Source organism: Citrobacter sp. Cpo090, assembly GCF_030332665.1.
GTDB classification, from domain to species: domain Bacteria; phylum Pseudomonadota; class Gammaproteobacteria; order Enterobacterales; family Enterobacteriaceae; genus Citrobacter; species Citrobacter portucalensis.
The window spans coordinates 429,898-456,282 of the sequence record NZ_JAOWHK010000031.1; the positions used below are offsets into that span (position 1 = coordinate 429,898).

Consider the following 26,385-nt stretch of genomic DNA (forward strand, 5'->3'; position numbering starts at 1 on the left):
TCATACTCGTATCTTATAGCAGACACTGCAATGTGAATCACACTATCATGATACAGGTATGTCCATACGCAATAAGTATCACCAAACGTTTATTGGTATTTATATTTCTCTTTATAATTCCTGCAGTTCTATTTTCAGAGATATGACAATGATAAGACAAAAAATCGTTGCAGTAACAGCGTGCCCTACCGGTATTGCGCATACATTTATGGCGGCCAACAAAATCGCCGCCTGGGGAAAAGAAAATGACGTTATTGTTAAGGTAGAGACGCAAGGAAGCGACGGAGTTAAAAATAAGCTCACCCGTCAGGATATCGCCAGCGCTGACGCTATCATCCTTGCGGTTGACGTTCCTATCCAGGATGCCGAACGTTTTGATAACATGCCGCATCTCAAAATGCGCACGCAGGAATTAATCAAGAATACCGATCGTTATATTCATCAGGCGCTTGCTTTAAATAAAGGCATCACCAACGTTGATAACGAACCAGAAGCACGCCGTTCCAATTGGCAGATCTTTATCGGCCACATTATGGCGGCAATTAGCTATATGTTGCCTGTTGTGGTGCTCGGTGGATTACTCATGGCGGTAGCGAAAATCACCGGACAATTTATCCCCATCGCCGGCACGCCGTTTGAGGTACTGGATAAACTGGGCTTTATGGTCATCAAATTTATGTACCCAGTGTTCGCCATGTACCTCGCCTTTTCTATCGCCGGAAAACCTGCGCTAATCCCCGGTCTTATCGGCGGAATAATGTCTGACGAAGTCTACAAACGCTTTTTTAATCTTGAAGGTTTTATGCCCTCGGGATTTTTTGGCGCTATCGCAATCGGCTTTTTTGTCGGTCACCTGGTGCAATGGCTCAACGACACGATAAAGGTACGTCCGCAAATCACCACCATAAAAACCATGCTTATAGTGCCACTCTGCACCGGTATCACCCTGGTTATTGTGATGCAGTACCTGATTAACCCTATTTTTGGCGCACTAAATCAGGCGATGGTGGCCTTTTTTACCTCCGCAGGTGACTCCGGACGTAGCTTTTATTCTCTGATGATTGCAGCGGGCACCGCTTTCGATCTCGGCGGGCCGATTAACAAAGCGGCAGGTTCAGTAGCGCTGGGGCTTAACGGCGTAAGCGAGACTTTCGATTTAACCGCCAGAGAGCTTGCTATCGTCATCCCTTCAATCGGCGTTGGCATTGCCGCATTGCTCAATAACCGCTTCGGCCTTCCTAACGTATTTAACAGTGAAGAAAAAACTATCGGCAGTACTTCGCTACTGCTGGGTTTCATTGGTATTTCCGAAGGTGCGATCCCCTTTATTCTGAAAAACCCTCGTCTGATTCCAGTCTTTATGGTCGGCGCGATGGCTGGCTCGTTCATCGCCACAACGTTAGGTGTCAAACAATCCTTACCGCTGCCTGCCATTTGGGGATGGCCGCTTGCCACCAACGTTACGGGTTATCTGATCAGCGTTTTCGCGGGTTCTCTGGTGTGCGCGTTGGGCGTGCTTTTCTTCAGTCCCAAACTGGCAACAATTTCAGGAAGGTAAAATGAGTCATATCCATGTCATCGCTCATACGCATTGGGATCAAGAGTGGTATTTCACTTTACAGGACAGCAATATCCTGGCCTCGCGAAATTTTATCGATGTTATCGACACATTAGAAAATAACGCCGATTACACCTGTTACCATCTCGACGGACAAACCGCCGTTATTGAGGATTTTCTGTCCGTCAATCCACAGTATGCGGACCGCCTGAAACAGCTTGTCAAAAGTAAACGGCTTTTTATCGGCCCGTGGTTTACCCAGACGGATACCTTCAACGTTCACGGTGAATCCATTATCCGCAACCTGAAGTACGGCATTCTTTCCGCGCGTAAACTAGGTCACGCTATGATGGTGGGGTATCTGCCCGATACTTTTGGCCATAACAGCCAGCTCCCGACGCTACTTCGCGGGTGCAATCTGGATAACATCGTATTCTGGCGCGGCATTAATCATGATACCCAGGTGGCACAGAGCCAGTTTATCTGGCGTGCGCCGTCAGGTTCGCAGGTGATCGCCTGCGCGATGCCCTTCGGTTATGGCGCGGCCAAAAATATTCAGCCAGACGCCACACATCTGCGGGAAAAGATCTTTCCGATGGTTAATCTCATCCGTCAACGTTCAGGACTGAATGACCTGCTCCTGCCCTGCGGCGGCGATCAGGTCAACATTGATGCCAAATTGCCGGAAATACTGCGAACGGTCAGCGAACGCTCCTCTGAAGGAGATCGGTACCAGATCTCGTCACTGGAAACGTATGTCGATACGCTTCGTCAGCAAGCCGAGGGATTTACCTGCTGGCAAGGAGAATTGAAATCACCACGCTATACGCGGATCCACAAAACCATCGGTTCCGTTCGCTACGACATTAAAAAGAAAAATTACGATATTGAACATTTTTTGTTGGGCAAGCTGGAACCAACAATCGCGTTGGCCCGCCATCATGGTATTGACGTCAACCTCCAGTGGGTTGATCAAATCTGGAAAAACCTGTTACGCAATCATGCTCATGATTCCATAGGTGGATGTAACAGTGATGCGACCAACCGGGATATTCTGCATCGACTGGAACAGACAGAACAACTTAGCCATAGCCTGTGGAATCTGGTTATGAAAGAGTTGGCTATGGCCAGCTGTCAGGAAAACGATCTCTTTATGGTGAACCCTGGCGCAACGCCATGGTCCGGGATTGTTTATGCCACGCTATACAGCCGCACCCCATCCCTTAAACTCTGCGTTGGCGAACAGCCCCTCTCATTTAGCATTATTGAACAAACGGAGCTCCCCGGAGGACGCGTCATTCAGGTTACGCCGCAAGGTGAAAAAGAGGTTGAACTTCCACCTTATTACCGCTTACAGGCCGCTATCAACGTCCCGGAACTGCCTGCGCTGGGTTATATCAATATTGGCGTTCATGAGGTTGCACATGATGTCTCTACGCTGCATCACTGTGCTGAAAACCACATTGAAAATGATCATTATCAGTTAACCCTTGATGGTGGAACGCTGACGCTACGTGAGAAACGTACAGGCAGAACTATCTCTGATTTGCTGATGTTTGAGGACTGTGCAGACGCAGGCGATAGTTACGATTTTTCACCGCTGGAGGGCGATATCCCCAGGCTGTTCAATCAATTTACGCTTCTCGCCTGCGAAAAAAGCCAGCACCTCGAGCGTTTCACGCTGGGTATCACCCTCAGCCTGCCCTATTCATTAAGCCAACGCGCTACGCAGGATTGCCCGCTACAGATTGTGTGCGAGCTACGCCAGGGTGAAGCCCAACTTTTCATTGATGCTCGTCTGGAAAACAAGGTTTGCGACCATCGTCTGCGCCTGCTGATCAACAGCGATATCCGCACCAGTGAATCAATAGCTTCACAGCCTTTCGGCATTATTCACCGTCCCGTTGCCGATGCCCCCGCAGACTGGCGACACCACTATCGCGAGAAACCTGTCGATATCGAAACCAGCGAGGGAATTATAGCCATTGCGGAAAACAACAAGGCGCTGATCGTTAACAGCCTGGGCATGAAGGAGTTTCAGATCCTGCAAAACGGGACCTCGCAGATGGCGCTGACGCTCTTCAAATCGACAGGTGTTTTGGGGCGTGATGAGCTGGCCTGGAGGCCTGGGCGCGCTTCCGGGATCAATAATACCGTCGTTTACACACCAGAAGCTCAGTTACACAAACCTCTGCACTTCAGCCTGACGCTGGCTCTTTCCAAACACAGCGATCACTTGACATTAAGACATCTTGAAGCCCGCGCGATTCGCCAGCCTTTCAGTTGGCAGAACCAGAAACTGAACACGCTGGACAATCGTCTTGAACGCTTCACGCTCAATTTCACACAGCGTTCACTGCCGGACACATTCAGTCTGCTGACGCTGCCTGAACCACTCATCCTTTCGGCGCTCCCGCACGCCCAGACGGTAAACGGGACAATATTACGTATTTTCAATGCCGGAGTGCATCCGGTTGAACTCCCTCCATTCTTGCAAGAAATGTCACAGATTAACTACCTGGAAGAGCCCGTTGAACACCGTCGCAAAATTGAGCCTTTCGCTACATGCGATTTCCTTTTCTCACTGCCGGAGCGTCACGTTAAAATATGAATAAATCCCAGCTCAAAACATTAATCCGCGAGACGCTGACGCAGCTCTATCCGCAAGAAGATAATCAGGCAATCGCAGCAAAAATTGAGCAACTCATCCAACGCTGGAAACCCAGAGCGCATACGGCAGTTCCGTTGGATCAAAGCCGCATCTGGATGATTGCCTATGGCGATAGTATTTGTGCGAAAGGGGCAAAACCACTGGCGATCCTCCACCAGTTTGCAAAACTGTGGTTAAAGGGGACGATCAGCGATATTCACCTGCTACCGATGTTCCCCTGGAGCTCCGATGATGGTTTCAGCGTGGTGGATTACCGGCAGATTGATCCCAATCTTGGACAGTGGTCAGATATTGAAGCGCTGGCTGGCGATTTTAATTTAATGTTCGATTTTGTGATTAATCATATTTCACAGCATAGCCCTTGGTTCCAGGGCTATCTACGCGGCGAGCCGCGCTATCAGAACTACTTTATTAACGCCGATCCAAATGATGATTATAACCAAGTAATACGCCCACGGACGCTACCGCTGCTCACCCCCTTTAAGCGAGTGACAGGGGAAAATGCACATATTTGGACGACGTTTAGCGCGGATCAGATCGATCTTAATTTTCATGAACCCGAAGTTTTACTGGAGAGCATTGATGTTCTTTTGGAGTATGCCTCACGCGGCGCTCAGGCGATTCGACTCGATGCCGTAGGTTTTTTGTGGAAAGAGAAAAACAGCAGTTGTATTCATTTGCCGCAGACCCATCTGATCATCAAACTGTGGCGGGCTATTCTGGAGGAGACCTGGCCCGACTGCCTGCTGATTACTGAAACTAATGTGCCGCATCAGGAAAATATCAGCTACCTGGGTTCGGGGGATGAAGCGCATATGGTATACCAGTTCCCATTACCCCCGCTAACACTGCACGCCTTCCTGCGCGGTGATGCAAGCTGGCTACGCCAATGGGCGAAAAGCCTGGAGCAAGAAACCTTTCCCGACAACACGACTTTTTTCAATTTTCTCGCCAGCCACGATGGCATTGGATTACGGCCCGTTGAAAACATCCTCTCTACAGAAGAAAAAACGTTTCTGGTCAGTGAAGTAGAGCGTAAGCAAGGGCGTATTTCCTGGCGTACCAATCCTGACGGCAGCCAGTCACCCTATGAAATGAATATAAACTTCCTGAGCGCATTAAGCGAACCAGGGGAAGGTCCTGATGTGCAAGTCGCCAGATTTTCTGCTGCTCACGCCATCCTCTTCATGTTGCAGGGGGTGCCTGCAATTTACTACCACAGCCTTCTCGGTAGCGAAAATGATCTGAACGGGATGAAAACGTCAGGGATAAACCGGCGTATTAACCGTGAAAAGCTGGATTTCGCCGCCACGCACCAGGCATTAATCACGTCTGGATCCCTGCAAGCGAGGATCTATACCGCACTGTCGAAGTTACTGCGAGTTCGTAAACAACATCCCGCTTTCTCGCCCTCAGCTTCTCAGCAAGTCCTTGAACTACCGAAGGCGCTGTTTGGTGTCAAACGACAGATAACGGGGGAAACCCTGTACTGTGTTGTTAATGTCACTGGAATCACACAATCACTTTCTTTGCCCGTTGAAGGAACGGATCTTTTGACGGGATCAACCTTTAATGGCGTTTGCCAATTGACAGGCTGGCAAACAGTATGGATTCGTACCGCGACGCAAACGGATGAATAACATGGAACTCTCGGCACTTACTCGCTCTGCATTAATTTTTATCGATCCACCGCAATCTTCTCCCGATGCAATTATTCGGCATATGTCTTCGGGTTTGTTCGAATGCGGATTAATTACAAACAAAGAAGCCTTTATTGAAAGCGTTCTTCGCCGTGAAAAGGAAGGACCAACAGCGTTGGGAGAAGAACTGGCCGTTCCCCATGGAAAATGTGAGTCCGTCGTGCAAGCATCGTTCTGCGTCGCCCTTTTTCCCGAACCGATACAATGGCCAGGTCTTGAAGGGCCAGAGCCGGTGCGGCTGGTGTTTCTACTTGCGATCCCGCCCGAAGAAGCAGGCACGACACATATGCAGCTATTAACCCAACTTACTTCATCGTTGGTTGAAGATGAGATACGAACAGCCATTCTCAGCGCCACTTCCGCCGAAGAAGTACTGAATCTGCTCTCTCCAGGGGATACGCCAGTTGCGGAAGAAGCTGAGGTTAACGTGAAAAGTAATCGCGTTGTACCGATCATCCTGGGTCTTATCGCCTCTGCGGCCTTCGTTAACGCCGGTATCCATTGGATGCAATCGCTGCCGTAACAGCCTGCTCCGGGCAGCGTGACACCTGCCCGGTCTTACCCTTCTGTTTTTGCTGAATAATTAATCAGAATTTTCTGCCTACAATTTACAATCGGCTGTACTGCCCGTCATCTGTACGCTCCGATTTTTACTTTGCGCTACATCAAATAAATCGTAAACATCCTTGATGCAAATCACTACATATAGAACTTAAAATGCACGCCGACCCAATATGTTGTATTAATCGACTACAATTGCTACAACTACAGTGCACCGCCTCACGGTGGAATTGTGGATAAAGTGGGTCTGGATTGCGGGAAGTCATTGGCAATAGAGATGAATAAAGCCATGGCCGCTTCCCCAACCTCTGTGGATAACCTGTTCTTATAAATATGGAGTGATCATGACACCGCATGTGATGAAACGAGATGGCTGTAAAGTGCCGTTTAAATCAGAGCGCATCAAAGAAGCCATTCTGCGTGCAGCTAAAGCAGCGGGAGTCGATGACGCAGATTACTGTGCCACCGTCGCAGAAGTCGTTAGTAGCCAGATGAATGAGCGCAGCCAGGTCGATATTAATGAGATCCAGACAGCGGTAGAAAACCAGCTGATGTCAGGTCCGTACAAACAACTCGCCCGTGCGTACATCGAATATCGCCACGACCGTGATATACAGCGTGAAAAACGTGGCCGTCTGAACCAGGAAATTCGTGGTCTGGTTGAGCAAACCAACTCTGCTCTGCTGAACGAAAACGCCAACAAAGACAGCAAAGTGATCCCGACCCAGCGCGACCTGCTGGCCGGTATCGTCGCCAAACACTATGCGCGTCAACACCTGCTGCCGCGTGATGTCGTCCAGGCGCACGAGCGTGGTGATATTCACTATCACGATCTCGACTACTCTCCGTTCTTCCCAATGTTTAACTGCATGCTGATCGACCTGAAAGGTATGCTGACGCAGGGCTTTAAGATGGGTAACGCGGAGATTGAGCCGCCAAAATCCATCTCCACCGCAACCGCCGTCACCGCGCAAATTATCGCGCAGGTTGCCAGCCATATTTATGGCGGCACCACCATTAACCGTATTGACGAAGTTCTCGCACCATTCGTGACCGAGAGCTTTAACAAGCACCGTAAAACCGCTGAAGAGTGGCAGATCCCAGATGCCGACGGTTATGCGCATTCCCGTACAGAGAAAGAGTGCTACGACGCATTCCAGTCCCTTGAGTATGAAGTGAATACCCTGCATACCGCCAATGGTCAGACGCCGTTCGTCACCTTCGGTTTCGGCCTGGGAACCAGCTGGGAATCGCGTTTGATCCAGCAGTCCATTCTGCGTAACCGTATTGCCGGTCTGGGGAAAAACCGTAAAACCGCCGTGTTCCCGAAACTGGTGTTTGCGATTCGTGACGGTCTGAACCACAAATTTGGCGATCCGAACTATGACATCAAGCAGCTGGCGCTGGAGTGCGCGAGCAAGCGTATGTATCCGGATATCCTGAACTACGATCAGGTAGTTAAAGTGACTGGCTCGTTCAAAACGCCAATGGGCTGCCGCAGCTTCCTGGGTGTATGGGAAAACGAGAACGGCGAACAGATTCACGATGGCCGTAATAACCTCGGCGTTATCAGCCTCAACCTGCCGCGTATCGCGCTGGAAGCTCATGGCGATGAAGCCACCTTCTGGAAACTGCTCGACGATCGTCTGGTGCTGGCACGTAAAGCACTGATGACCCGCATTGCGCGTCTGGAAGGCGTGAAGGCCCGCGTTGCACCGATCCTGTATATGGAAGGGGCCTGCGGCGTGCGTCTGAAAGCAGACGATGACGTGTCTGAAATCTTTAAAAACGGTCGCGCATCGATTTCTCTGGGTTACATCGGTATTCACGAAACCATCAACGCGCTGTTTGGCGACAAACACTTGTACGACAGCGAGCAGCTTCGCGCTAAAGCTATCGCCATTGTGGAGCGTCTGCGTCAGGCGGTCGATCAGTGGAAAGACGAGACCGGCTACGGCTTCAGCCTGTACAGCACACCAAGTGAAAACCTGTGCGATCGTTTCTGCCGTCTGGATACCGCCGAGTTTGGCGTGGTGCCGGGTGTTACCGACAAAGGTTACTACACCAACAGTTTCCACCTCGACGTGGAGAAAAAGGTTAACCCGTACGACAAGATCGATTTCGAAGCGCCATACCCGCCGCTGGCGAACGGAGGCTTCATTTGCTACGGCGAATACCCAAACATTCAGCACAACCTGAAAGCGCTGGAAGACGTCTGGGATTACAGCTATCAGCACGTGCCGTATTACGGGACCAACACGCCAATCGATGAATGCTACGAGTGCGGCTTTACCGGTGAGTTCGAGTGCACCAGCAAAGGATTTACCTGCCCGAAATGTGGTAACCACGATGCCGCGCGCGTGTCGGTCACCCGCCGCGTATGCGGTTATTTAGGCAGCCCGGACGCACGTCCGTTTAACGCCGGTAAGCAGGAAGAAGTGAAGCGCCGCGTTAAGCATTTAGGTAATGGGCAGATAGGTTAATTTCGACAGTATTATTGCCCGGCAATGCGATGCTTTTCGGGCCATTTTTTCCGCAACGCAATTCACGTCTTAGCAAGGCAGCAAATGAGTGGGTCCCGGGGAGCTTACATAAGTAAGTGACTCGGGCGCACGAATGCAGCTAACGCAGCTATGGCGCGAATTGATAAGCGGATGAGAAGCAAAAATGAGGTTTCATCAATATTACCCCGTCGATATCGTTAACGGCCCCGGCACTCGCTGCACCCTGTTTGTTTCCGGGTGCGTACACGAATGCCCCGGTTGCTATAACAAAAGCACCTGGCGACTCAATTCTGGCCAGCCGTTTACCAAAGAGATGGAAGACAAAATCATTGCCGATCTGAACGACACGCGGATCCCTCGCCAGGGTATTTCGCTGTCAGGCGGCGATCCGCTGCATCCGCAAAATGTGCCGGATATTCTGCAACTGGTACAGCGTATTCACGCTGAGTGTCCGGGAAAAGATATCTGGGTGTGGACCGGCTACAAGCTTGATGAACTCAACGCCGCACAGATGCAGGTGGTGGATCTCATCAACGTGCTGGTCGATGGCAAATTTGTGCAGGATCTTAAAGACCCAGCGCTGATCTGGCGCGGCAGCAGCAACCAGGTTGTACATCATTTGCGTTAATCGCTAAAGCCGTTTGTTTGCATCGTGATAAACGGCTGAATGTTCTCGCTTACCTACCGCGACAACAAACACGACCACAACCTCATCCCGAACCTGGTACACCAGACGGTACCCGGACGATTTAAGCTTAATTTTATAGCAGTCAGGAAGACCATTTAAACGGGCAGAGTCAATTCTGGGGTTCAACAACACGTCGGCCAACTTCTTCTTAAACTGAGTCTTCACCGTATCACCCAGTTTATGCCACTCTTTTAAGGCTCTCGGGTCGAATTCCAGCTCATAAGTCATCCAGACTAACCTTGATTCCCTTTTGCGGGCTGGCAAGTCTTTCCCGGACTGTCTGAATGAGTGCATCTTCACTGTCGCTAAGGGTGACGGTTTTCACCGGCATGCGCCCCGTTTCCGCGACGTACTGAAACAGTAATCGCACAGCTTCCGTTGGAGTAATATTCAGTTTTTCCAGCACGGCATAAGCCTCATTTTTGAGTTTGTCATCCAGACGGACGTTCAGCGTGGCCATTATGCCTCCAGTAAAATCGAATGTGTAATGCAGTTTAGCATTACATTCGCACTACATCGAATTCTGGATAACGCTTCTCAAAAACGGCTCACACACTCCATCGCAACCGCTTTGAACTCGGTGAAATTACGGCACGCGCAGAGCCGCGTCATCGAGCGTTCGCGCAGGAAGGTGACAAAGATATCGTAGATGGCCATCGCTTCTTCGTATTCACTCTTACTGATGGCGAGCAAGAAGATCACGTGCGCCGTTTCATCGCCCCAGGCGATACCCTGTGGGGCGAGGATGGTGTAGACCACCGTTTTCTTGGCCAACAGACCAAGGGCGTGCGGCAAGGCAATGCTATCACCCAGCATGGTGCTGACGATGGCCTCACGCTCAACCACCGAATCAAGAAACTCTGCGTCGACAAAACCTTCATCCTGCAACTGACGACATAATGTTTTGAACAACGTTTGTTGATCCATTGGCTCGTCAACCACACGAAAATGGGCGGCATCGAAGAATTTGTTCAACATCCACGGACGGGTTCTGTCGACCAGCACCAGTTTGCCAATCTGCTCCAGTTGATAATCAGTAGGGAATGGCGCAATCATCACCACCGGCTTATCTTTTTCACCGATCCGCGCGGTAGAGATGACAAAATCTTCGCTGATGCTTTCCCGCTGTTCGTAGTCGCGCAGCGTTACGGTATCGACGATCTCTATCTGCGGATACTTACGCGCCAGCACCGCCTCAATCATCCGCGCCATCGCATTTCCGGCATCGCATACCAGCAGAACCTTCGGCTGCCTCTGGTAACCGATGTTGTAACTACGCTCCAGCCCAACACCGATATGCAGCACAAGGAAGCCAATCTCATTTTCACTGATGGTGTACGGCGTATATTTTCCCCATCCCGAGACGGCGGCCAGCGTCATGTCCCACGCCATGGGGTAGTGCTGTTTAATATTTTCCAGCAGCGGATTGGGGATCATTATCTGGTAACGCACCCGGGTGATCATCGTCTTAATATGCGTCAGCAGGTCAGCATGCAACTGTTTGTCATTCAACAGGTTGTAGTTGTACTGGGTGTTGATAAAACGCAGGATGTAATTGACCAACGCTTCGTCATCATCCGCATTGATAGCACTGGGCGCGATCTCCTGAACCTGGCGGGCAGCAATATGCACCTGTAGCCAGTTTTCTTCGGAAACGGAAAGTGGTTTGTCTGCCAGGCGGTGCAGTACCGCCGCGATTTCCCGCGTGGCCAGGCACACCGATTGATCGGCCTCTTCTGCGGCAAAATCCGGGAGTGGATACCCTTCGCTAATCCGCCGTACCGCCACCGCGCAGTACAAGCGTAAAAACAGCTCGCCCTCATCGGTCAGACGAATATGGAAACGGGCAAAAATGTCCTGCAAAACGGGTTGCAACTGTTCAGTAAGCCCTGCATTCAGCGCTTCTTGCGTTACTAACGGGTGCTGCGGATCCTGCTGTGCCAGCGTCCACAGCAAATCGGTCAAACAGGCGCGGATCGCCATTTCGCTGCCGAACAGCTTCATGCCGTGACGGGGACGCGTTTCCAGCGTCAGATGATAACGTTGCAGATGCTCGCGCACCTCAGCCATATCGTTTTGCAGCGTCGCGCGGCTGATAAACCATTCATCAGCTAAATCTTCCAGCTTCAGCGAGAAAGCCGACGTCAGAAAACGCACCACCAGCCAGTGTATCCGTTCCTGGCTGGTCCGCGGGATACTCAGCAACGTATTGGGCTGCTGCGTTTGCAGGGTGTGAAAACTTGCCGGGTCGTCAATTTTGAGCTGATAACCATTACCCCGGCTGAGGACAAACTGTGCGCCGTGCTGGGTGAGCAGCGCGTTTAGCGCGGTGATATCCGCCCGTACGGTGCGTGTGGAAACCGACAACCGCTGCGCCAGCTCGTCCTGTGGAAGCGCTTCGTTTTGCAACATGTCAAACAGCTGTGCTAAACGTTGGTTGGGGAATCGCACGTCAGTTTCCTCATCTGTCAGTTAGCCTACGCAGGCCCGGGTCATCGCCATCAGCTGGCGTACGTCGTCCGGACGAGTGTTACCACTCACCTTATCAATAATCGAACTATAGATGTGAGGAATGATTTTACTCACTCCGGCATCGAGGGCAATTTGCAGGATTTCAGTGAAATTATCCAGATCGATACCGCCGGTTGGCTCCAGCCAGAAGTCATGACGGGCGCAGGCCTGCGCGACCGCAATGTACTCGTCACGGCATTTCAGGCCGCCCATCGGGAAGTATTTAATTGAGCTACCGCCCATGTCTTTGAGCAGCGCAATCGCGGTTTCTACCAGCACAATACCGTCCGGCGTCTGGCTGCTCAACGGACCAGTGGAGATTTTCACCTTGCCCGGCGTGCCGGTTGGCGAGACCAGACCGTTGACCACTGTCTCCTGCTGGCCCAGCAGCGCGCGGCTGGTGGCCACGCCGGTAAAGACCTGATTGACATGCTGGGGCTGCACCTGACGGGAGATTTCACTGACCATCGCCGACTGGTTAGGATCGCCCGCCCCCAGCCCTACGGAGAGCGCATTGTCGATAAGGGCCGCGTATTCACGCATATCCGCTACCGCGCTTGCGACATCCGGGTAATTCTTTGACAACACGCCAACCAGCACGTGTCCTTCCGCCGCCGCGTAAATATCCCGGGCATTTTCTTTGGAGCCTGCCAGCACGTTCAGGCAGACGCGGTCGCGATAAAAGTTAGGGGTCAGTTTCATGCTTCTTTCTCCTGCGAAATCACTTCACCAATTCGACGGGCCACAATCTCCAGCTGCGCACGATCGACGCTGCGCACATCGGCTTCGATAATGCCTTCATTGGCTTTGTAACCACGGAAGTAAATCGCGTACTCCCCCTGTTTCAGCGCGTCGACCAGTTCCCCCGTAGCGATCCCGGTTACCGCTTCATCAAACTTAATTTCCGTGCGGGCGATGTCACGCCCTGCGCTATCCCACACCACGCGGGCGCTCACACCGTTAAACTGGTTCAGCGCATTAATGAACGGCGTCATTTTCTCGACCATCTCCGCGCCGCTCTCTTTCTGCGCGTTCAGATACAGTTCGATGGCGCAGGTCAGGCCAAGAATCCCCTCTTTCCCCACCTTCATAGCCCGGCCAATTCCCGCCGTCTGGCGTTTCACCCACTCAACGTACTGGGTTTTACCAATCACCAGACCGCTGGTTGGTCCTTCTATCGCCTTGGCGCCGCTATAAATCACCAAATCCGCACCAACCCGGTAGTAACACTGCAAATCTTCTTCCGCCGCCGCATCCACAATCAGCGGTAGATTATGCGTACGCGCCACCACCGCAGCCTGCTCCACGCTGAGCATACTTTTCTGGACGCAGTGGTGAGATTTGATATACAGAATGGCCGCCGTACGCGGTGTAATGGCCGCCGCCAGCTGCGCCGCGGAACATTCGTTGGCATAACCGGCTTCCACTAACTTACCGCCGCCAAGCGCCACCATCGTGCCCACCGGAGCGCCAAAGTTGACGTTGTGGCCTCTGGGCAGCACTATTTCGTTGTTCTCAATGGGCGTGACGTGCAGATTCTCCAGCAGCCAGTCGCTGTCTTTAACCAGTACGCCAGCCACCGATAGGGCGATCCCCGCCGAGGCGCAGGAGACAACGGTTGCCCCTTCCACTTCCAGCAATTTCGCGATGTAGTCGCCAGTTTTATTGACCAGGTCTTTCATCTCGAAATAGTGGTTCATCCCCGCCATCGCCGCTTCAACCACTTCTGGTCGCGGCGTGGAAACGCCAAGCGCCGTCATGCGGCCTGAGGTATTAATCACCTGTTTTAAATCGTATTTCTCAAAAATCGAAGGCATGTTCCGCGCTCCCTTGTTCGGTCATGTAGCCCTTGCCTGCACGTATTGCGGCAAGCGGCACCAGCAGTTGTTCAGCCTGCAGGCTGTCGTTTTCTGCATCTACCAGCACGGTTGGCTGGCGCTTAAGCGTAAAGAGGGTTAAATCGGCATCCAGACCGACCTGCAGTCGCCCCTTCTGTTTCAGGCGCAGACCGTCGGCGGCATTGGCGGTCACGCATTCAATGACCTGCGGTAGCGACATACCAATGGCGAGGAATTTCGACATCACATTCGCCAGGGAATGCACCGGGCCGCTGATACGGTTGCGACAGTAAATATCGGAGCTGATGGTGTGCGGCAAAATGCCCAGTTCGATAGCGCGTTTTGCCACCGCAAAGCTCAGGCTGGCGGTGCCATGCCCAACGTCCAGACGCACGCCGCGTGAAATCGCCCGCGTCACTGACGCCCGCAGCTCGCCTTGCGGCGTCAGAATGCGATTCGGCTTACCGTTGTAGCAGTGGGTAATAATGTCGCCCGCGCTCAGGCGCTCGGCGATCTCATCCAGATCCGGCGGGTTGTTGCCGATATGCACCATCAGCGGCAAGTCACCGTTCTGCGCTTGCATCGCTTTGGCGCACTCCAGCGGTGTGATGCCATTTTCACCGACTACGCTGCTGCTCATACGTGCCTTCAGACCGACGATAAAATCAGGGTGGCGTTTAACCGCCTCTCGCACCGCATCAGCGTCAATATTGGCCATGTTGGCCAGCTCGTTCTGGGCGATAAGCCCAACGCGGGAGATGTTCAGCAGCGCATACACTTCGGTGGCAGCTTCCCGGGTCAGGGTGTAAAAATCGTCGATGTCATCCGCCCCGGTACTGCCCGCATCCACCACGGTAGTGACGCCGGTCGCAATACCGACGCTATCCGGCTGGTCGTGATAAATCGGGGATTTCGGGTAGCAATGAACGTGGGAGTCAATCCAGCCTGCGCTGACGTAACACTCGCCGCCCAGCTCGATGGTTTTCAGCGCCGGGCCATCAACGTCGCCCAAGGCCGCGATCTTGCCGTCTTTGAGCGCAATATCGCTCACCGTATCGTCAACGAGGCGCGCACGGCGCAGGAGTAAATCAAACATCACTCTCTCCTTTGCCGGATGGCGGCGTAACCGCCTTATCCGGCCTGCAAATCAACAGTTAGCTAATGGCAATCGGGAAGATGGACCCGAGGATCATTGCGCCGAGGATCGCCCCGCCGGTAATCGGTTTTTGCCACAGATAAAACAGCAGCGCACCCGCCAGAGAACCGATTCCGATAGGAATAGAAGCCGTCATCGCGCTGAGGATAATCAACGGCCCCAGGAATCGACCGGAGGCGTTACCGGCCCCCATCATGACGTCCGCACCGTAGGTTGAGTCGCTCTGGTTGATGGTGAACTTACGCGCCAGAATGATGATGTAGCCAATCGCCAGACCAATCACCAGACCGGTGACCAGCGAGGCGGCGAAGTTGGCGACCGGGAAGATAATGCCCGCGCCCAGCAGCAGCGCCGGAACGCCTAACCCGACCCCGGTCTGAATCGCCCCGCCGATATCCAAAATCCCCACCAGCGAACCTTCAATGATGCGGGCAAACAGGAAGCTTGCGCCAAATGCCGCCACCGCCCCGTAGGAGCCGGTGTCCATTCCCGCCTTCAGCATCGCCACAAAAGCCACTTCGTTAAATGCGCCAATACCGTACAGGTAGTACATGTGTGTTCCGGCAAATACGCCAGAGGAGAGCAGGCCCACGAAGATCGGGAACGACCAGTCAGCGAACCAAAAACCTTTATTCTGTTCCATGATGACCTCCGTTATTTGCCGCTGAGCGAGTTGTGGATAAGTTCGAGCCAGTTAGGCACGGTCAGATGGAAGGATTCGATCATCTTCATGTCGAAGCCGCGGAAGAAGCCGCTCAGGACAAACAGCGCGACGATAGCCACCATCATCACTTTAGTGACGTGGTTCCAGCCGCTCTCTTCAACACCTTTGCCGATCAGAATGCCGAGAACCAGACCCGGGACGGCGTTGCCCATGATCAGCTGCGCCGCACCGCCAAAAACGGTGGCCCAGAAGCCGGATTTCTTACCAGCGTCGATCGCCGCCAGCCAGAAGATCACCGGCATCACGGTGTTAACCAGCAGGTTAGCCGCGGGCACCAGCACCTTGACGGCGGTAACTTGCAACGCTTCCGGTACCGATGACGCGGTGAGGTTCAGGAAGGTCACCACGATCATCCCAATAACACCGCAGGCAATTGCCATGCGTTTAGGGTCGTGCAGCGTTTCACCGACGTTGCGATTTTTAATCATCAGCGCGGCGGCGCCCCAGTTGGGGATGATGCGATGGTCGACGTCCTGAGTGAACGCCCCCGCCGCAACGGAGGAAGCCCAGGCGTTAAAGAAGAAGCCAAGGCCGAACGAGAAGTGAGAAGCCGGATCCCCTTCGCAGGAATTCAGTTCTCCCAGAGTACGAAACGCGCCCATCCCTTGTGTGGTAGGCGCATGAAACATGCGTGCAGCCCCAGCGCCGACACCAACGCCAACCAGACCACCGATGATGAGCGATTTTATTAATATTATCAGGAACATAATTATGCCTTTTAATAGAAAATCAGCGTTGCGTAACGAAATCCACCTTGTCGAGATTGATGGCAGTCACGTTGACGGTCACGTCCAGCTCCACGCTGAAAGTACGTCTTTCCCGGCGCAAAAAGAGGAATAAAAATGCCTCTTTACGCACCGATTCACGCGCTTGAACAACCTGCACATCCTGTGGCTCAATACGCAGTAAGATATGCGGCGACGCTTTCATCACCGCAGCCTGAACGTGGTTCAGGGCATCGGCAAAGGCGCGAGCTTTGGTCTCGCCCTTACCCGTGACTCTCACCGTGGTGGTGAATTGCTCTTTCATGCTTAAGCGCCGTGTTTCTTTTGCCACGCCTGCACCAGGCGCTCACCGAGTTCTTCTTTGTCCATAAAACCGAATCCCAGTACGTTGCACCCTTCGTTGATGGCGGTTACCCCTTCATCGACCGAGCGCATGCCGTATTTCGCCTTGTAGCCGTATTTGGTCTGCGCGGTAATCGCCCCCGCACCACCGCTGCCGCAAAACGAGATGCCAAAGGTGGCGTTTTCCGCTTTCATCACGTCACCCAGCTTCATATCTGCCGCAACCCCCGGCACCACAACGGCACGGCCACCCGCTTTCTCTACGCCTGCCGCCACTTTCTGGCCTTTACCCAGACGATCGCCAATCACTACGGTAATCTGTTCCATCTTTTGCTCCTTAAAGGTTGTCTTTCGCGACTTCGAAGTGCACCGACAGCAGCCAGGCCTCTTCCTCAGGAAGATTGCCAAACTCGGCGACCACGTCGCGGGCAAGCGCCATTGATTCGGCAGATATTTCATCAAACAAGCTGGCATCGACTTCTGGTAAGGGTTCACCCGTTACCGAGCGGTGCGCCATGGCGCGAACATGCGACGTCAGCATCTGTTCCTGTACGGCGTTGGGAATAATGTTGCGTTCACGCAGCAAGGCATACACCTGCGCCAGCATGCGGTCGGCCAGTTCAACCGATTCCCCCATGTCATTCATTACAGCTCCGTTATTCACTCGTCTTACCCCACTAATGGCTCTGAGGGTAAATTAGCGGCGGGGGTTAAAAGTTTGTAGTGAGTTGTTTTCCACTTCGAAGTGGAAAGAGGCGCAGCGATAGTGATCTGTGCCGCAAAAAGGGCTGGAACCACGATTTATCACTGGAAGAATGTGATTGAGATCGCAAGAGCGAGCAGCAAAATGGAAGGAAGTGCGAATAATGAATGGACGATAAAAATGAAAAAATGTGATGGGGATAGCGTTTACTTATGGGGCGTGCAGTAGCGGGGTATTTATCCGGCCTACGGGTATGCAGGCCGGATAGCGCAGATTAGCGGAACTTCTTGTGGTTTTCGTTGCGCGTGGTTTTCAACTCTTCCGCAACGGCTTTCGCCTCTTTGACTTTACCTTCGTTCGCCAGCTTCAGCGCGCCGTCAATCTGGCCGATCAGCGTGTCAAAGCCGTGGCGGAAATCTTTCATCTCCGGGCTGTCCGGAGATTTGTTTTCCAGCTTCGGCGGCGTTCCCTTTTGCGCGTCCAGCGCGGCTGCACGCATTTTGGTTAACGCATCTTTCAGTTCAGTCGCATTATCCGTTTTTTCGACGATTTTCAGGTTGTCGTTGAGGATCCCCATATCGTCTTCAAGATCGGCTGCAAACGCAGAAGAACCAAGAACCAGCGTTGAAGCCGCGACGATCGCTAACAGGTGTTTACGCATTGCTCACTTCCTTTTTTATTATTCAAAAATAAACAAACGCCAGATACCCTCAATAATTCACGCCACAGCTTGAAGTATGACGGATATTATTGCCCGGCGATCTTCATCTCCGGCAACAGGACCGAACCACACTGAATATTACTGCGCGTTTCAATATCGTTGCCGACGGTGACGATATTACGCCACATCTCTTTTAAGTTACCGGCGATGGTGATTTCACTCACCGGATACTGAATTTCACCATTTTCGACCCAGAAGCCCGCCGCACCGCGCGAGTAATCGCCGGTAATACCGCTTACGCCCTGCCCCATCAGCTCGGTAACCACAAGACCTGTGCCCATCTCTTTAAGCAACTGCTCGAAGCTTAGACCCTGTCCCGGAATTCGCCAGTTGTGGATCCCGCCTGCATGACCGGTGCTCTTCAGCCCCAGCTTACGTGCGGAATAGTTGGTCAGCAGCCATTGAGTCAGCACGCCGTCTTTAATAATGTCGCGGCGTTCGGTCCGTACGCCTTCGCTGTCGAACGGCGACGACGCCAGCCCTTTCAGCAGGTGCGGATGTTCTTCAATGGTCAGCCATTCCGGCAGAATTTGCTTGCCCAGCGAGTCGAGCAGGAAGGTGGATTTGCGGTACACCGAGCCACCGGCAATCGCGCCGACCAGGTGTCCGAACAGTCCGGTCGCCACTTCATTGGCGAAAATCACTGGTGCTTTCATGGTGGAAAGTTTACGCGGAGACAGGCGTGATAAGGTACGGCGAGCACAGTCAGCCCCCACCCACTCCGGCGTTTGCAGATCGCCCATCGCCCGGCCAATGGTGTAGGCGTAATCACGCTCCATATCGCCATTTTCTTCTGCGATTACGCAGCTGGAAAGGGAATGGCGCGTGGAGCAATAGCCCTGCAGCATGCCGTGGCTGTTGCCAAACACTTTGATGCCATAGTGGCTGTTAAAGCTGCCGCCTTCGGTGTTGGTGATACGCTTATCGGCCTGCAACGCCGCCTGTTCAGCGCGGGCAGCCAGTTCGATAGCTTCGTCAGGGGAAACTTCCGCCGGGTGGAACAGGTCCAGATCGGGCGCATCAAAGGCCAGCAGTTCTTTATCTGCCACACCCGCGCACGGGTCCGGCGAAGTGTAACGTGCAATGTCCAGCGCGGCCTGCACGGTACGTGCAATCGCCTGCGGGCTTAAATCGGTGGACGATGCGCTGCCCTTACGGTTCTGGTGGTAAACCGTAATCCCCAGTGCACCATCGCTATTGAATTCGACGTTCTCCACTTCACCATAACGGGTGCTGACGCTAATACCCGTGGTCTTGCTCACAGCGACTTCCGCGCCATCCGACTTACCTGACGCTAATTCCAGTGCCGTCGAGACTGCTTCTTCCAGAATCTTACGCTGCGCTTCAACTTGTGAGATTACTTTCATCGCAAATGCCATAATGTAGAGAGAGTTTCTCTGAAGTCTAACAGAGAACCGTTTTTCAGTGCGCATCTTAACTGGTAACATTAGCCTCTTTTTTTAAGGAGCCTGACATGACTAAGCAGCCCGAAGACTGGCTCGACGACGTTCCCGGTGATGACATCGAAGACGAAGACGATGAAATTATCTGGGTCAGTAAAAGTGAAATAAAACGTGACGCCGAGGAGTTAAAACACCTGGGTGTGGAACTAGTAAAACTGGGGAAAAACGCGCTGGACAAAATCCCGCTCGATGCGGATTTACGTGCCGCGATTGAGCTGGCCCAGCGTATTAAGATGGAAGGTCGCCGTCGTCAGCTGCAGCTGATTGGCAAAATGTTGCGCCAGCGCGATGTTGATCCTATCCGTCAGGCGCTGGACAAGCTGAAAAACCGTCACAACCAACAGGTCGTTGTTTTCCATAAGCTGGAGCAACTGCGTGACCGTATGGTTGACGGTAGCGATGAAGCTATCGAAGAAGTGATGAACCTGTGGCCTGACGCCGATCGTCAGCAACTGCGTTCGCTGGTGCGTAACGCCAGGAAAGAAAAAGCGGGCAACAAGCCGCCAAAATCTTCCCGCCAGATCTTCCAGTATCTGCGTGAACTGGCGGAAAACGAGGCCTAACCTCTTCGTCCGCCGAAAGTGCCGGATGGCGGTGCAAACACCTTATCCGGCCTACGATCCGTTGTAGGCCCGGTAAGCGTAGCGCCACCGGGCATTTTTTTACTCTTCTTCTGCCTGAGCTTTCTTCGCCAGGCCATCCAGCAGTTTTTGATGGATGCCGCCAAACCCGCCGTTGCTCATCACCAGAATGTGATCGCCAGGCTGTGCGGTTTTCACCACCATATCTGCCAGTGCATCCACATCGCCACTCCAGTGCGCAGGCTGAACGCAGGCTTCCGCCACTTCTGCTACCTGCCACGGAATGTGCGGGGGTTGCAGCAGGAACACTTCGTCTGCACGCCCTAACGACGGCGCCAGGTCATCTTTGCACAGGCCCATTTTCATGGTGTTCGAGCGAGGTTCCAGCACCGCGATGATGCGCGCCGTGCCGCCCACTTTACCGCGCAGTGCGGCAAGCGTTGCCAGAATGGCCGTCGGGTGATGGGCGAAATCGTCATACACCGTCACGCCATTGGCTTCACCGCGCAGCTCAAGACGGCGACGGGCGTTGATGAACGAGCCCAATGCATTGGCCGCATCCGCAGGTACGACGCCAACATGACGCGCGGCTGCAATCGCCATCAGGCCGTTGTGCATGTTGTGTTCGCCGACCAGGCCCCACTTCACTTCGCCAACTTTTTCACCGTCCAGCCACACTTCCCACTCGGAAGCATCGGTGGTCATTTTTTTCGCCTGCCAGTGACCTTGTTCACCCACCAGCTCTTGTTCGCTCCAGCAGCCCATCGCCATCGTCTGTTTCAGATTAATGTCGTTTTCCGGGTAGATGATGCGTCCCTGGCCCGGCACGATACGCACCAGGTGGTGGAACTGTTTCTGAATCGCTTTCAGATCGTCAAAGATGTCCGCGTGATCAAACTCAAGATTGTTGAGGATCAGCGTGCGCGGGCAGTAATGCACGAATTTAGAACGCTTGTCGAAGAACGCGCAGTCGTACTCATCCGCTTCAATCACGAAGAAGTCGCTCTCGCCGAGGCGCGCGGAAACCTCAAAGTTGCCCGGAACGCCGCCGATCACAAAGCCAGGTTTATAGCCGCAGGCTTCGAGGATCCAGGTCGCCATTCCGGCGGTAGTGGTTTTGCCGTGCGTTCCCGCAACCGCCAGTACCCAGCGATCGCGCAATACAAAGTCATGCAGCCACTGCGGGCCAGACATGTACGGAATGTTCTTTTCCAGCACCGCTTCCACGCACGGATTGCCACGGGTCATGGCATTGCCGATGATCACCAGGTCCGGCTGCGGGTCGAGCTGGCTGGCATCGTAACCCTGAATCAGATCAATGCCTTGCTTCTCAAGTAAGGTACTCATCGGCGGATACACATTGGCGTCCGAACCGGTTACTTCATGACCGAGCGAGCGCGCCAGCATCGCCAGACCGCCCATGAAAGTGCCACAAATTCCCAAAATATGAATGCGCATACGTCACTATCCTTTTTTAATCTGGGGGCCATTTTACGCACATGTCCGGCAAGTGAGAAACGCATTTCAGGATATTCCGCAGTTTGCTGGCGCGATTCACCTAAGCGCAGCAATGGAAATATTTGTTAATATTGTTGCGGTCGCTTTACTCCACATAAATTGCAGGGAAAGTGTTATGAAAACGTTAGGTGAATTTATTGTCGAAAAGCAGCACGAGTTTTCTCATGCTACCGGTGAACTCACTGCTTTGTTGTCGGCAATAAAGCTGGGCGCCAAGATCATCCACCGCGATATCAATAAGGCCGGTCTGGTCGATATCCTGGGTGCCAGCGGTGCTGAGAACGTGCAGGGAGAGGTTCAGCAAAAACTCGATCTGTTCGCGAACGAAAAACTGAAAGCTGCACTGAAGGCGCGCGACATTGTGGCGGGCATTGCCTCAGAAGAAGAAGATGAAATCGTCGTCTTCGAAGGCTGTGAACACGCAAAATATGTTGTGCTGATGGATCCGCTGGATGGCTCATCCAACATCGATGTTAACGTCTCTGTGGGTACGATTTTCTCTATTTATCGCCGCGTTACCCCAGTCGGCACGCCGGTCACGGAAGAGGATTTCCTGCAGCCGGGCAACAAGCAGGTTGCTGCGGGCTACGTTGTTTATGGTTCTTCCACCATGCTGGTGTATACCACCGGCTGTGGCGTACACGCCTTCACCTACGATCCTTCTCTGGGCGTATTCTGCCTCAGCCAGGAACGTATGCGCTTCCCGGCGAAAGGCAGCACGTACTCCATTAACGAAGGCAACTACATCAAATTCCCGAACGGCGTGAAGAAGTACATTAAATTCTGCCAGGAAGAAGATAAGTCAACCCATCGCCCGTATACCTCACGCTACATTGGCTCTCTGGTTGCGGACTTCCATCGCAATCTGCTGAAAGGCGGGATCTACCTGTATCCAAGCACCGCCAGCCACCCGCAGGGGAAACTGCGTCTGCTGTATGAATGCAACCCGATGGCCTTCCTGGCCGAGCAGGCGGGCGGCAAAGCCAGCGATGGTAAAGAACGCATTCTGGATATCACCCCAGAAAGCCTGCACCAGCGCCGCTCCTTCTTCGTGGGTAACGACCATATGGTTGAAGATGTAGAACGCTTTATCCGCGAGTTCCCGGACGCGTAAGTATCATTCATCGCACGAACGTAGGCCGGATAAAGGCGTTTACGCCGCCATCCGGCCTACAAAATCCATCGTCCGGTTACGCTTTCTGTAGCTTAAATACGGCCATTGCTTCGATTAGCGCTGAAGACTGTTCTTCCAGCGAGCGGGTAGCCGCTGAAGACTGCTGTACCAGCGCCGCGTTTTGCTGCGCCGTTTCATCCATCTGAATCACCGCGATATTCACCTGCTCTATGCCGCGACTCTGTTCCTGGGACGCACTGGCAATTTCACGCATCAGTTTGGTCATACGCATAACCTCGGTCGCGATTTCATCCATGGTTTCGCCCGCCTGCTGCGCCAGTTCGCTGCCCTCCCCCACATGGGTGTGTGAGTCGCTGATTAGCGTACGGATCTCTTTGGCCGCCTCGGCGCTGCGGCTGGCCAGATTACGCACTTCACCTGCAACAACCGCAAAGCCCCGCCCTTGCTCACCAGCTCGCGCCGCTTCAACGGAAGCATTGAGCGCCAGAATATTGGTCTGGAAAGCAATGCCATCAATTACGCTGAGGATGTCGGCGATTCGGCTGGAACTGCCGGAAATATCGCGCATTTTCTCGATCACATAGCACACCATCTCGCTGCCGCGATCGGCGGTATCCGACACCGATTTTGCCAGCTGGTGCGCCTGTTCCGCGTTCTGCGCATTCTGTTTCACCGTCGCCGTGAGTTCTTCCATGCTGGCGGCGGTCTGCTCCAGCGAAGTGGCCGTTGATTCAGTGCGTTGCGCCAGATGCTGGTTCCCGGCCGTTAGTTCACGACTGCCAATATCAATTTGCGAACTGGCATCGCGTACGCGCTGTACCGAGTCGCCCAGCGCATGGCGCATGTCATCCATTGCCGCGTTCAGGCGGTTGAATTCGGCGCTGGCCGACAGCGCGGCAACCGGCGATAAGTCCCCCGTTGCCAGGCGTTCCAGTTGCTCAACCATGGTATCCAACGGTTTGAGAAACTTATTTCGCAGCATAAACCAAATAACCGCCAGCAATGCGATAGCGGCCAACATCGCAGCGCTCATAATACCGTGATAGATCAATGAGGTAATGACGCGTGTAGAGGCATATAGCCCCATACCACCGGTCAGTAACAGAAGGAACGTCAGCAAAGACAATAACACCAACAAACTTGATCGAATTGAAAGGGATTTTGGCATCGTTATATTTCCGGTTGTAGGGTTAAAACAGACCTGTACAGAACCTATCGACTACAACCGGAAAAAGTTTAGGTATTTAAATGTTTTGTGAAAAATCAGGATGTTACTTTGGTGTTGCCGCCGTACTCACTCGGGTAACCGGCGAGCTCTGACGATTTTCCCAAAGCACCGTCAGACCACGCTGTAACGCTATAAAAATAAACAATAAAATGCCAATCGCGATCTTCGTCCACCAGGAACTTAATGTTCCGTCAAAATTAATGTAGGTCTGGATCAGCCCTTGGATCGCCACACCAAATAGCGTACCCAACACCGTTCCCACGCCGCCGCTGAGCAGCGTTCCGCCAATCACGACTGAAGCAATCGCATCCAGCTCAACGCCAACGCCCGCCAGCGCATAGCCCGCCTGGGTATAAATGGAAAAAACAATGCCGGCAAGCGTCGCCAGCCCGGTAGACAGCATATAAATGCGGATAGTGGTGCTGCGGGTTGAGATGCCCATCAGGTTGGCAGAGGTGGCGTTGCCGCCAATCGCGTAAACCTGATTACCAAAGCGCGTACGGTGCGCCAGGAATATGCCGATGACGACAACCGCCAGCATCAGCAATCCCATCGCGCTCAGGCGACCACCGCCGGGAATTTTCCATGCCAGGCTTGAGAGCGTGTCATAAACCGGATGGTTAATCGGGATGGATTCTTCTGAGACCAGATAGCTGACGCCGCGCAGGAAGAACATTCCCGCCAGGGTAATGATGAATGCCGGGATCTTCAGCGCATCAATCAGTAACCCCATAAACGCGCCAAACGCGCAGCCCATCAGCAAAACCAAAGGGAACGCCAGCAGCGGGGAAATCCCCCAATAACCAATGGCCTTCGCCAGAAATACGCCGGTAAAGGCGATCACCGAGCCAACGGAAAGGTCGATCCCGCCAGAGAGGATCACGAAGGTCATGCCCACGGCAATAATCCCTAAAAAAGCGTTATCGGTCAGGATATTGCAGATGACCCGGGTGGAAGCAAAAGCGGGAAACTGCGTCAGGCAGTAAAGGTAGCCCAGCACAAACACGCCGAGGGTGATCATCAGCGGTAAATTACGTTTTATCATGACCACGCACTCCTTTTATCAGGCTGATAAAGCGTTGTGACTGCACGACCAGCACACACAACACCACCACGGCTTTGACCACCTGATTCAGTTCCGGCTGGAAGCCCGACAGCAAAATCCCGGTGTTCATGCCCTGAATAATCAATGCGCCTACCACCGACAGCAGCAGGTTAAAGCGCCCGCCCATCAGCGAACCGCCGCCGATAACCACCGCCAGGATGGCATCCAGTTCCAGCCACAATCCGGCGTTATTGGCATCTGCCCCGCGGATATCCGCCGTGACGATAATGCCAGCGATAGCCGCGCACAGGCCGCTCAGCACATAGGTGAGCATCACGATAATACGGGTGTTCACCCCGGCGTTTTTTGCCGCACGAATGTTGATACCCACCGCTTCGATAAACATACCCAGCGCCGTTTTCCGCGTCAGCAGCCAGAACACCACCAGCGTGAGAAGTGCAATAATTACCGGCGTAGGGAACAGTAAGAGCGAGCCGCTGCCAAACCATGACAGTTCGGGCGAGTTAAAGGTGACGATCTGCCCGGAGGTGATAAGCTGCGCCACTCCACGCCCGGCCACCATCAGGATAAGCGTGGCGACAAACGGTTGGATCTTGAGGATGGCCACCAGAATCCCATTCCACAGCCCAGCCAGAATGCCGGAGCCTAAGGCGGCAAGCAGCACCACCGGCAGACTGTGCCCGGCCACCGTCATCGCCGCAGTAGTAGCGCCAGCAATAGCCATGACGGCCCCCACGGAAAGATCGATGCCGCCGGTGGCAATCACCAGCGTCATACCAATCGCCAACAGTGCAACGGGAGCGGCGCGGTTGAGAATATCAATCGGGCTACCAAACAGACGACCATCCTGCAAAATCACCTGGTAGAAGTGCGGGGCGACCAGGCTATCCACCAGCAACACAAGCAGTAACGCCACCAGCTGTGGCATCCCCTTTGGCCAACGGAACCGCCGTTTAGGCGGATTGGATTGAGGGAGAGATTGAGGCATCACC

25 protein-coding genes are annotated in these 26,385 nt (G+C 53.3%); 8 read left to right on the forward strand and 17 right to left on the reverse strand.

The features are described 5' to 3' along the window. Positions 1-148 precede the first annotated feature (148 nt). The 6 genes from OGY83_RS17030 (at position 149) to nrdG (ending at position 9,622) form a co-directional block, all read left to right on the forward strand. Positions 149-1,558 carry a PTS fructose transporter subunit IIC gene (locus OGY83_RS17030; protein WP_286636391.1) on the forward strand — a complete coding sequence of 470 codons (1,410 nt, stop codon included), beginning with the start codon at positions 149-151 and terminating at the stop codon, positions 1,556-1,558. A 1-nt stretch (position 1,559) separates the two neighbouring features. Beyond that, complete coding sequence (locus OGY83_RS17035) at positions 1,560-4,169, forward strand: glycoside hydrolase family 38 N-terminal domain-containing protein (RefSeq protein ID WP_286636393.1); 2,610 nt, start codon at positions 1,560-1,562, stop codon at positions 4,167-4,169. After that, positions 4,166-5,869 (forward strand): sugar phosphorylase, encoded by a 1,704-nt coding sequence (locus OGY83_RS17040; protein WP_286636394.1) that lies wholly within the window; start codon positions 4,166-4,168, stop codon positions 5,867-5,869. The genes OGY83_RS17035 and OGY83_RS17040 overlap by 4 nt, the downstream gene beginning before the upstream one ends. Position 5,870: 1 nt before the next feature. Beyond that, positions 5,871-6,452: a fructose PTS transporter subunit IIA gene (locus OGY83_RS17045; RefSeq protein WP_286636396.1), complete on the forward strand. Its 582-nt coding sequence runs from the start codon at positions 5,871-5,873 to the stop codon at positions 6,450-6,452. Positions 6,453-6,834: 382 nt separating this feature from the next. After that, positions 6,835-8,973 carry an anaerobic ribonucleoside-triphosphate reductase gene (gene nrdD / locus OGY83_RS17050; protein WP_003025782.1) on the forward strand — a complete coding sequence of 713 codons (2,139 nt, stop codon included), beginning with the start codon at positions 6,835-6,837 and terminating at the stop codon, positions 8,971-8,973. A 184-nt stretch (positions 8,974-9,157) separates the two neighbouring features. Next, on the forward strand, positions 9,158-9,622 hold the full coding sequence (gene nrdG, locus OGY83_RS17055; RefSeq protein WP_168978611.1) for an anaerobic ribonucleoside-triphosphate reductase-activating protein: 465 nt from the start codon (positions 9,158-9,160) through the stop codon (positions 9,620-9,622). 3 nt (positions 9,623-9,625) lie between these two features. On the opposite strand, the gene OGY83_RS17060 is transcribed toward nrdG, so the two are convergent. From OGY83_RS17060 to pmbA, 13 genes are all read right to left on the reverse strand, one after another. Further along, positions 9,626-9,910: a type II toxin-antitoxin system RelE family toxin gene (locus OGY83_RS17060; RefSeq protein ID WP_048227188.1), complete on the reverse strand. Its 285-nt coding sequence runs from the start codon at positions 9,908-9,910 to the stop codon at positions 9,626-9,628. Continuing rightward, on the reverse strand, positions 9,900-10,142 hold the full coding sequence (locus tag OGY83_RS17065) for a type II toxin-antitoxin system RelB/DinJ family antitoxin (protein WP_003830370.1): 243 nt from the start codon (positions 10,140-10,142) through the stop codon (positions 9,900-9,902). Before OGY83_RS17065 ends, OGY83_RS17060 begins: the two co-directional genes overlap by 11 nt. A gap of 77 nt (positions 10,143-10,219) precedes the next feature. Then, the gene (locus OGY83_RS17070) at positions 10,220-12,133 is read right to left on the reverse strand and encodes a BglG family transcription antiterminator (protein WP_286636397.1); all 1,914 of its coding nucleotides are present in this window, start codon (positions 12,131-12,133) and stop codon (positions 10,220-10,222) included. A 21-nt stretch (positions 12,134-12,154) separates the two neighbouring features. Continuing rightward, positions 12,155-12,895 carry a 2-dehydro-3-deoxy-phosphogluconate aldolase gene (dagF, locus tag OGY83_RS17075; RefSeq protein WP_286636398.1) on the reverse strand — a complete coding sequence of 247 codons (741 nt, stop codon included), beginning with the start codon at positions 12,893-12,895 and terminating at the stop codon, positions 12,155-12,157. Next, positions 12,892-14,010, reverse strand: coding sequence for a DgaE family pyridoxal phosphate-dependent ammonia lyase (locus OGY83_RS17080; protein WP_286636400.1), 1,119 nt, complete (start codon positions 14,008-14,010; stop codon positions 12,892-12,894). The genes dagF and OGY83_RS17080 overlap by 4 nt, the downstream gene beginning before the upstream one ends. After that, a complete protein-coding gene (locus tag OGY83_RS17085; protein WP_194211566.1) occupies positions 13,994-15,127 on the reverse strand; it encodes an amidohydrolase/deacetylase family metallohydrolase in 1,134 nt (377 codons plus the stop codon). The genes OGY83_RS17080 and OGY83_RS17085 overlap by 17 nt, the downstream gene beginning before the upstream one ends. Positions 15,128-15,185: 58 nt before the next feature. Continuing rightward, positions 15,186-15,830 carry a DUF4310 family protein gene (locus tag OGY83_RS17090; protein WP_003830379.1) on the reverse strand — a complete coding sequence of 215 codons (645 nt, stop codon included), beginning with the start codon at positions 15,828-15,830 and terminating at the stop codon, positions 15,186-15,188. Between the two features lie 11 nt (positions 15,831-15,841). After that, positions 15,842-16,618, reverse strand: a complete 777-nt coding sequence (locus OGY83_RS17095) for a DUF4311 domain-containing protein (RefSeq protein WP_043018215.1) — start codon at positions 16,616-16,618, stop codon at positions 15,842-15,844. A 22-nt stretch (positions 16,619-16,640) separates the two neighbouring features. Continuing rightward, the gene (locus OGY83_RS17100) at positions 16,641-16,940 is read right to left on the reverse strand and encodes a DUF4312 family protein (RefSeq protein WP_003025762.1); all 300 of its coding nucleotides are present in this window, start codon (positions 16,938-16,940) and stop codon (positions 16,641-16,643) included. Between the two features lie 2 nt (positions 16,941-16,942). Further along, the gene (locus OGY83_RS17105; protein ID WP_003830384.1) at positions 16,943-17,305 is read right to left on the reverse strand and encodes an SFCGS family glycine-rich protein; all 363 of its coding nucleotides are present in this window, start codon (positions 17,303-17,305) and stop codon (positions 16,943-16,945) included. A 10-nt stretch (positions 17,306-17,315) separates the two neighbouring features. Continuing rightward, entirely contained in the window at positions 17,316-17,624 is a 309-nt protein-coding gene (locus OGY83_RS17110) for a glycine dehydrogenase (protein WP_003025758.1), read from the reverse strand. A 331-nt stretch (positions 17,625-17,955) separates the two neighbouring features. Continuing rightward, positions 17,956-18,342, reverse strand: a complete 387-nt coding sequence (gene cybC / locus OGY83_RS17115) for a cytochrome b562 (RefSeq protein WP_003025756.1) — start codon at positions 18,340-18,342, stop codon at positions 17,956-17,958. A gap of 86 nt (positions 18,343-18,428) precedes the next feature. Continuing rightward, positions 18,429-19,781, reverse strand: coding sequence for a metalloprotease PmbA (gene pmbA / locus OGY83_RS17120; RefSeq protein ID WP_003830385.1), 1,353 nt, complete (start codon positions 19,779-19,781; stop codon positions 18,429-18,431). A gap of 95 nt (positions 19,782-19,876) precedes the next feature. On the opposite strand from pmbA, the gene yjgA reads away from it, so the two are divergent. Next, positions 19,877-20,428: a ribosome biogenesis factor YjgA gene (yjgA, locus tag OGY83_RS17125; protein WP_008786039.1), complete on the forward strand. Its 552-nt coding sequence runs from the start codon at positions 19,877-19,879 to the stop codon at positions 20,426-20,428. Between the two features lie 99 nt (positions 20,429-20,527). On the opposite strand, the gene mpl is transcribed toward yjgA, so the two are convergent. Further along, positions 20,528-21,904, reverse strand: a complete 1,377-nt coding sequence (gene mpl, locus OGY83_RS17130) for a UDP-N-acetylmuramate:L-alanyl-gamma-D-glutamyl-meso-diaminopimelate ligase (protein WP_174770779.1) — start codon at positions 21,902-21,904, stop codon at positions 20,528-20,530. A gap of 175 nt (positions 21,905-22,079) precedes the next feature. On the opposite strand from mpl, the gene fbp reads away from it, so the two are divergent. After that, positions 22,080-23,078, forward strand: a complete 999-nt coding sequence (fbp, locus tag OGY83_RS17135) for a class 1 fructose-bisphosphatase (RefSeq protein WP_286636402.1) — start codon at positions 22,080-22,082, stop codon at positions 23,076-23,078. Between the two features lie 76 nt (positions 23,079-23,154). Here fbp and OGY83_RS17140 read toward each other — a convergent pair whose 3' ends face one another. From OGY83_RS17140 to ytfT, 3 genes are all read right to left on the reverse strand, one after another. Beyond that, positions 23,155-24,267: a methyl-accepting chemotaxis protein gene (locus OGY83_RS17140; protein ID WP_286636404.1), complete on the reverse strand. Its 1,113-nt coding sequence runs from the start codon at positions 24,265-24,267 to the stop codon at positions 23,155-23,157. Positions 24,268-24,370: 103 nt separating this feature from the next. Next, positions 24,371-25,372 (reverse strand): galactofuranose ABC transporter, permease protein YjfF, encoded by a 1,002-nt coding sequence (gene yjfF / locus OGY83_RS17145; RefSeq protein ID WP_286636405.1) that lies wholly within the window; start codon positions 25,370-25,372, stop codon positions 24,371-24,373. After that, positions 25,359-26,381: a galactofuranose ABC transporter, ATP-binding protein YtfT gene (gene ytfT, locus OGY83_RS17150; RefSeq protein WP_008323019.1), complete on the reverse strand. Its 1,023-nt coding sequence runs from the start codon at positions 26,379-26,381 to the stop codon at positions 25,359-25,361. Before ytfT ends, yjfF begins: the two co-directional genes overlap by 14 nt. Positions 26,382-26,385 lie beyond the last annotated feature (4 nt).

Excerpts from the sequence above, each read along its gene's own strand:
- OGY83_RS17060 (WP_048227188.1), bottom strand. The coding sequence starts at position 9,910 with ATGACTTATGAGCTGGAATTCGACCCGAGAGCCTTAAAAGAGTGGCAT.
- nrdG (WP_168978611.1), top strand. The coding sequence starts at position 9,158 with ATGAGGTTTCATCAATATTACCCCGTCGATATCGTTAACGGCCCCGGC.
- OGY83_RS17100 (WP_003025762.1), bottom strand. The coding sequence starts at position 16,940 with ATGAAAGAGCAATTCACCACCACGGTGAGAGTCACGGGTAAGGGCGAG.
- OGY83_RS17030 (WP_286636391.1), top strand. The coding sequence starts at position 149 with ATGATAAGACAAAAAATCGTTGCAGTAACAGCGTGCCCTACCGGTATT.
- mpl (WP_174770779.1), bottom strand. The coding sequence starts at position 21,904 with ATGCGCATTCATATTTTGGGAATTTGTGGCACTTTCATGGGCGGTCTG.
- dagF (WP_286636398.1), bottom strand. The coding sequence starts at position 12,895 with ATGAAACTGACCCCTAACTTTTATCGCGACCGCGTCTGCCTGAACGTG.
- yjfF (WP_286636405.1), bottom strand. The coding sequence starts at position 25,372 with ATGATAAAACGTAATTTACCGCTGATGATCACCCTCGGCGTGTTTGTG.
- OGY83_RS17080 (WP_286636400.1), bottom strand. The coding sequence starts at position 14,010 with ATGCCTTCGATTTTTGAGAAATACGATTTAAAACAGGTGATTAATACC.
- OGY83_RS17045 (WP_286636396.1), top strand. The coding sequence starts at position 5,871 with ATGGAACTCTCGGCACTTACTCGCTCTGCATTAATTTTTATCGATCCA.
- OGY83_RS17140 (WP_286636404.1), bottom strand. The coding sequence starts at position 24,267 with ATGCCAAAATCCCTTTCAATTCGATCAAGTTTGTTGGTGTTATTGTCT.
- OGY83_RS17090 (WP_003830379.1), bottom strand. The coding sequence starts at position 15,830 with ATGGAACAGAATAAAGGTTTTTGGTTCGCTGACTGGTCGTTCCCGATC.
- OGY83_RS17105 (WP_003830384.1), bottom strand. The coding sequence starts at position 17,305 with ATGGAACAGATTACCGTAGTGATTGGCGATCGTCTGGGTAAAGGCCAG.
- OGY83_RS17110 (WP_003025758.1), bottom strand. The coding sequence starts at position 17,624 with ATGAATGACATGGGGGAATCGGTTGAACTGGCCGACCGCATGCTGGCG.
- yjgA (WP_008786039.1), top strand. The coding sequence starts at position 19,877 with ATGACTAAGCAGCCCGAAGACTGGCTCGACGACGTTCCCGGTGATGAC.
- OGY83_RS17040 (WP_286636394.1), top strand. The coding sequence starts at position 4,166 with ATGAATAAATCCCAGCTCAAAACATTAATCCGCGAGACGCTGACGCAG.
- cybC (WP_003025756.1), bottom strand. The coding sequence starts at position 18,342 with ATGCGTAAACACCTGTTAGCGATCGTCGCGGCTTCAACGCTGGTTCTT.
- OGY83_RS17065 (WP_003830370.1), bottom strand. The coding sequence starts at position 10,142 with ATGGCCACGCTGAACGTCCGTCTGGATGACAAACTCAAAAATGAGGCT.
- OGY83_RS17095 (WP_043018215.1), bottom strand. The coding sequence starts at position 16,618 with ATGTTCCTGATAATATTAATAAAATCGCTCATCATCGGTGGTCTGGTT.
- fbp (WP_286636402.1), top strand. The coding sequence starts at position 22,080 with ATGAAAACGTTAGGTGAATTTATTGTCGAAAAGCAGCACGAGTTTTCT.
- nrdD (WP_003025782.1), top strand. The coding sequence starts at position 6,835 with ATGACACCGCATGTGATGAAACGAGATGGCTGTAAAGTGCCGTTTAAA.
- OGY83_RS17035 (WP_286636393.1), top strand. The coding sequence starts at position 1,560 with ATGAGTCATATCCATGTCATCGCTCATACGCATTGGGATCAAGAGTGG.
- ytfT (WP_008323019.1), bottom strand. The coding sequence starts at position 26,381 with ATGCCTCAATCTCTCCCTCAATCCAATCCGCCTAAACGGCGGTTCCGT.
- pmbA (WP_003830385.1), bottom strand. The coding sequence starts at position 19,781 with ATGGCATTTGCGATGAAAGTAATCTCACAAGTTGAAGCGCAGCGTAAG.
- OGY83_RS17085 (WP_194211566.1), bottom strand. The coding sequence starts at position 15,127 with ATGTTTGATTTACTCCTGCGCCGTGCGCGCCTCGTTGACGATACGGTG.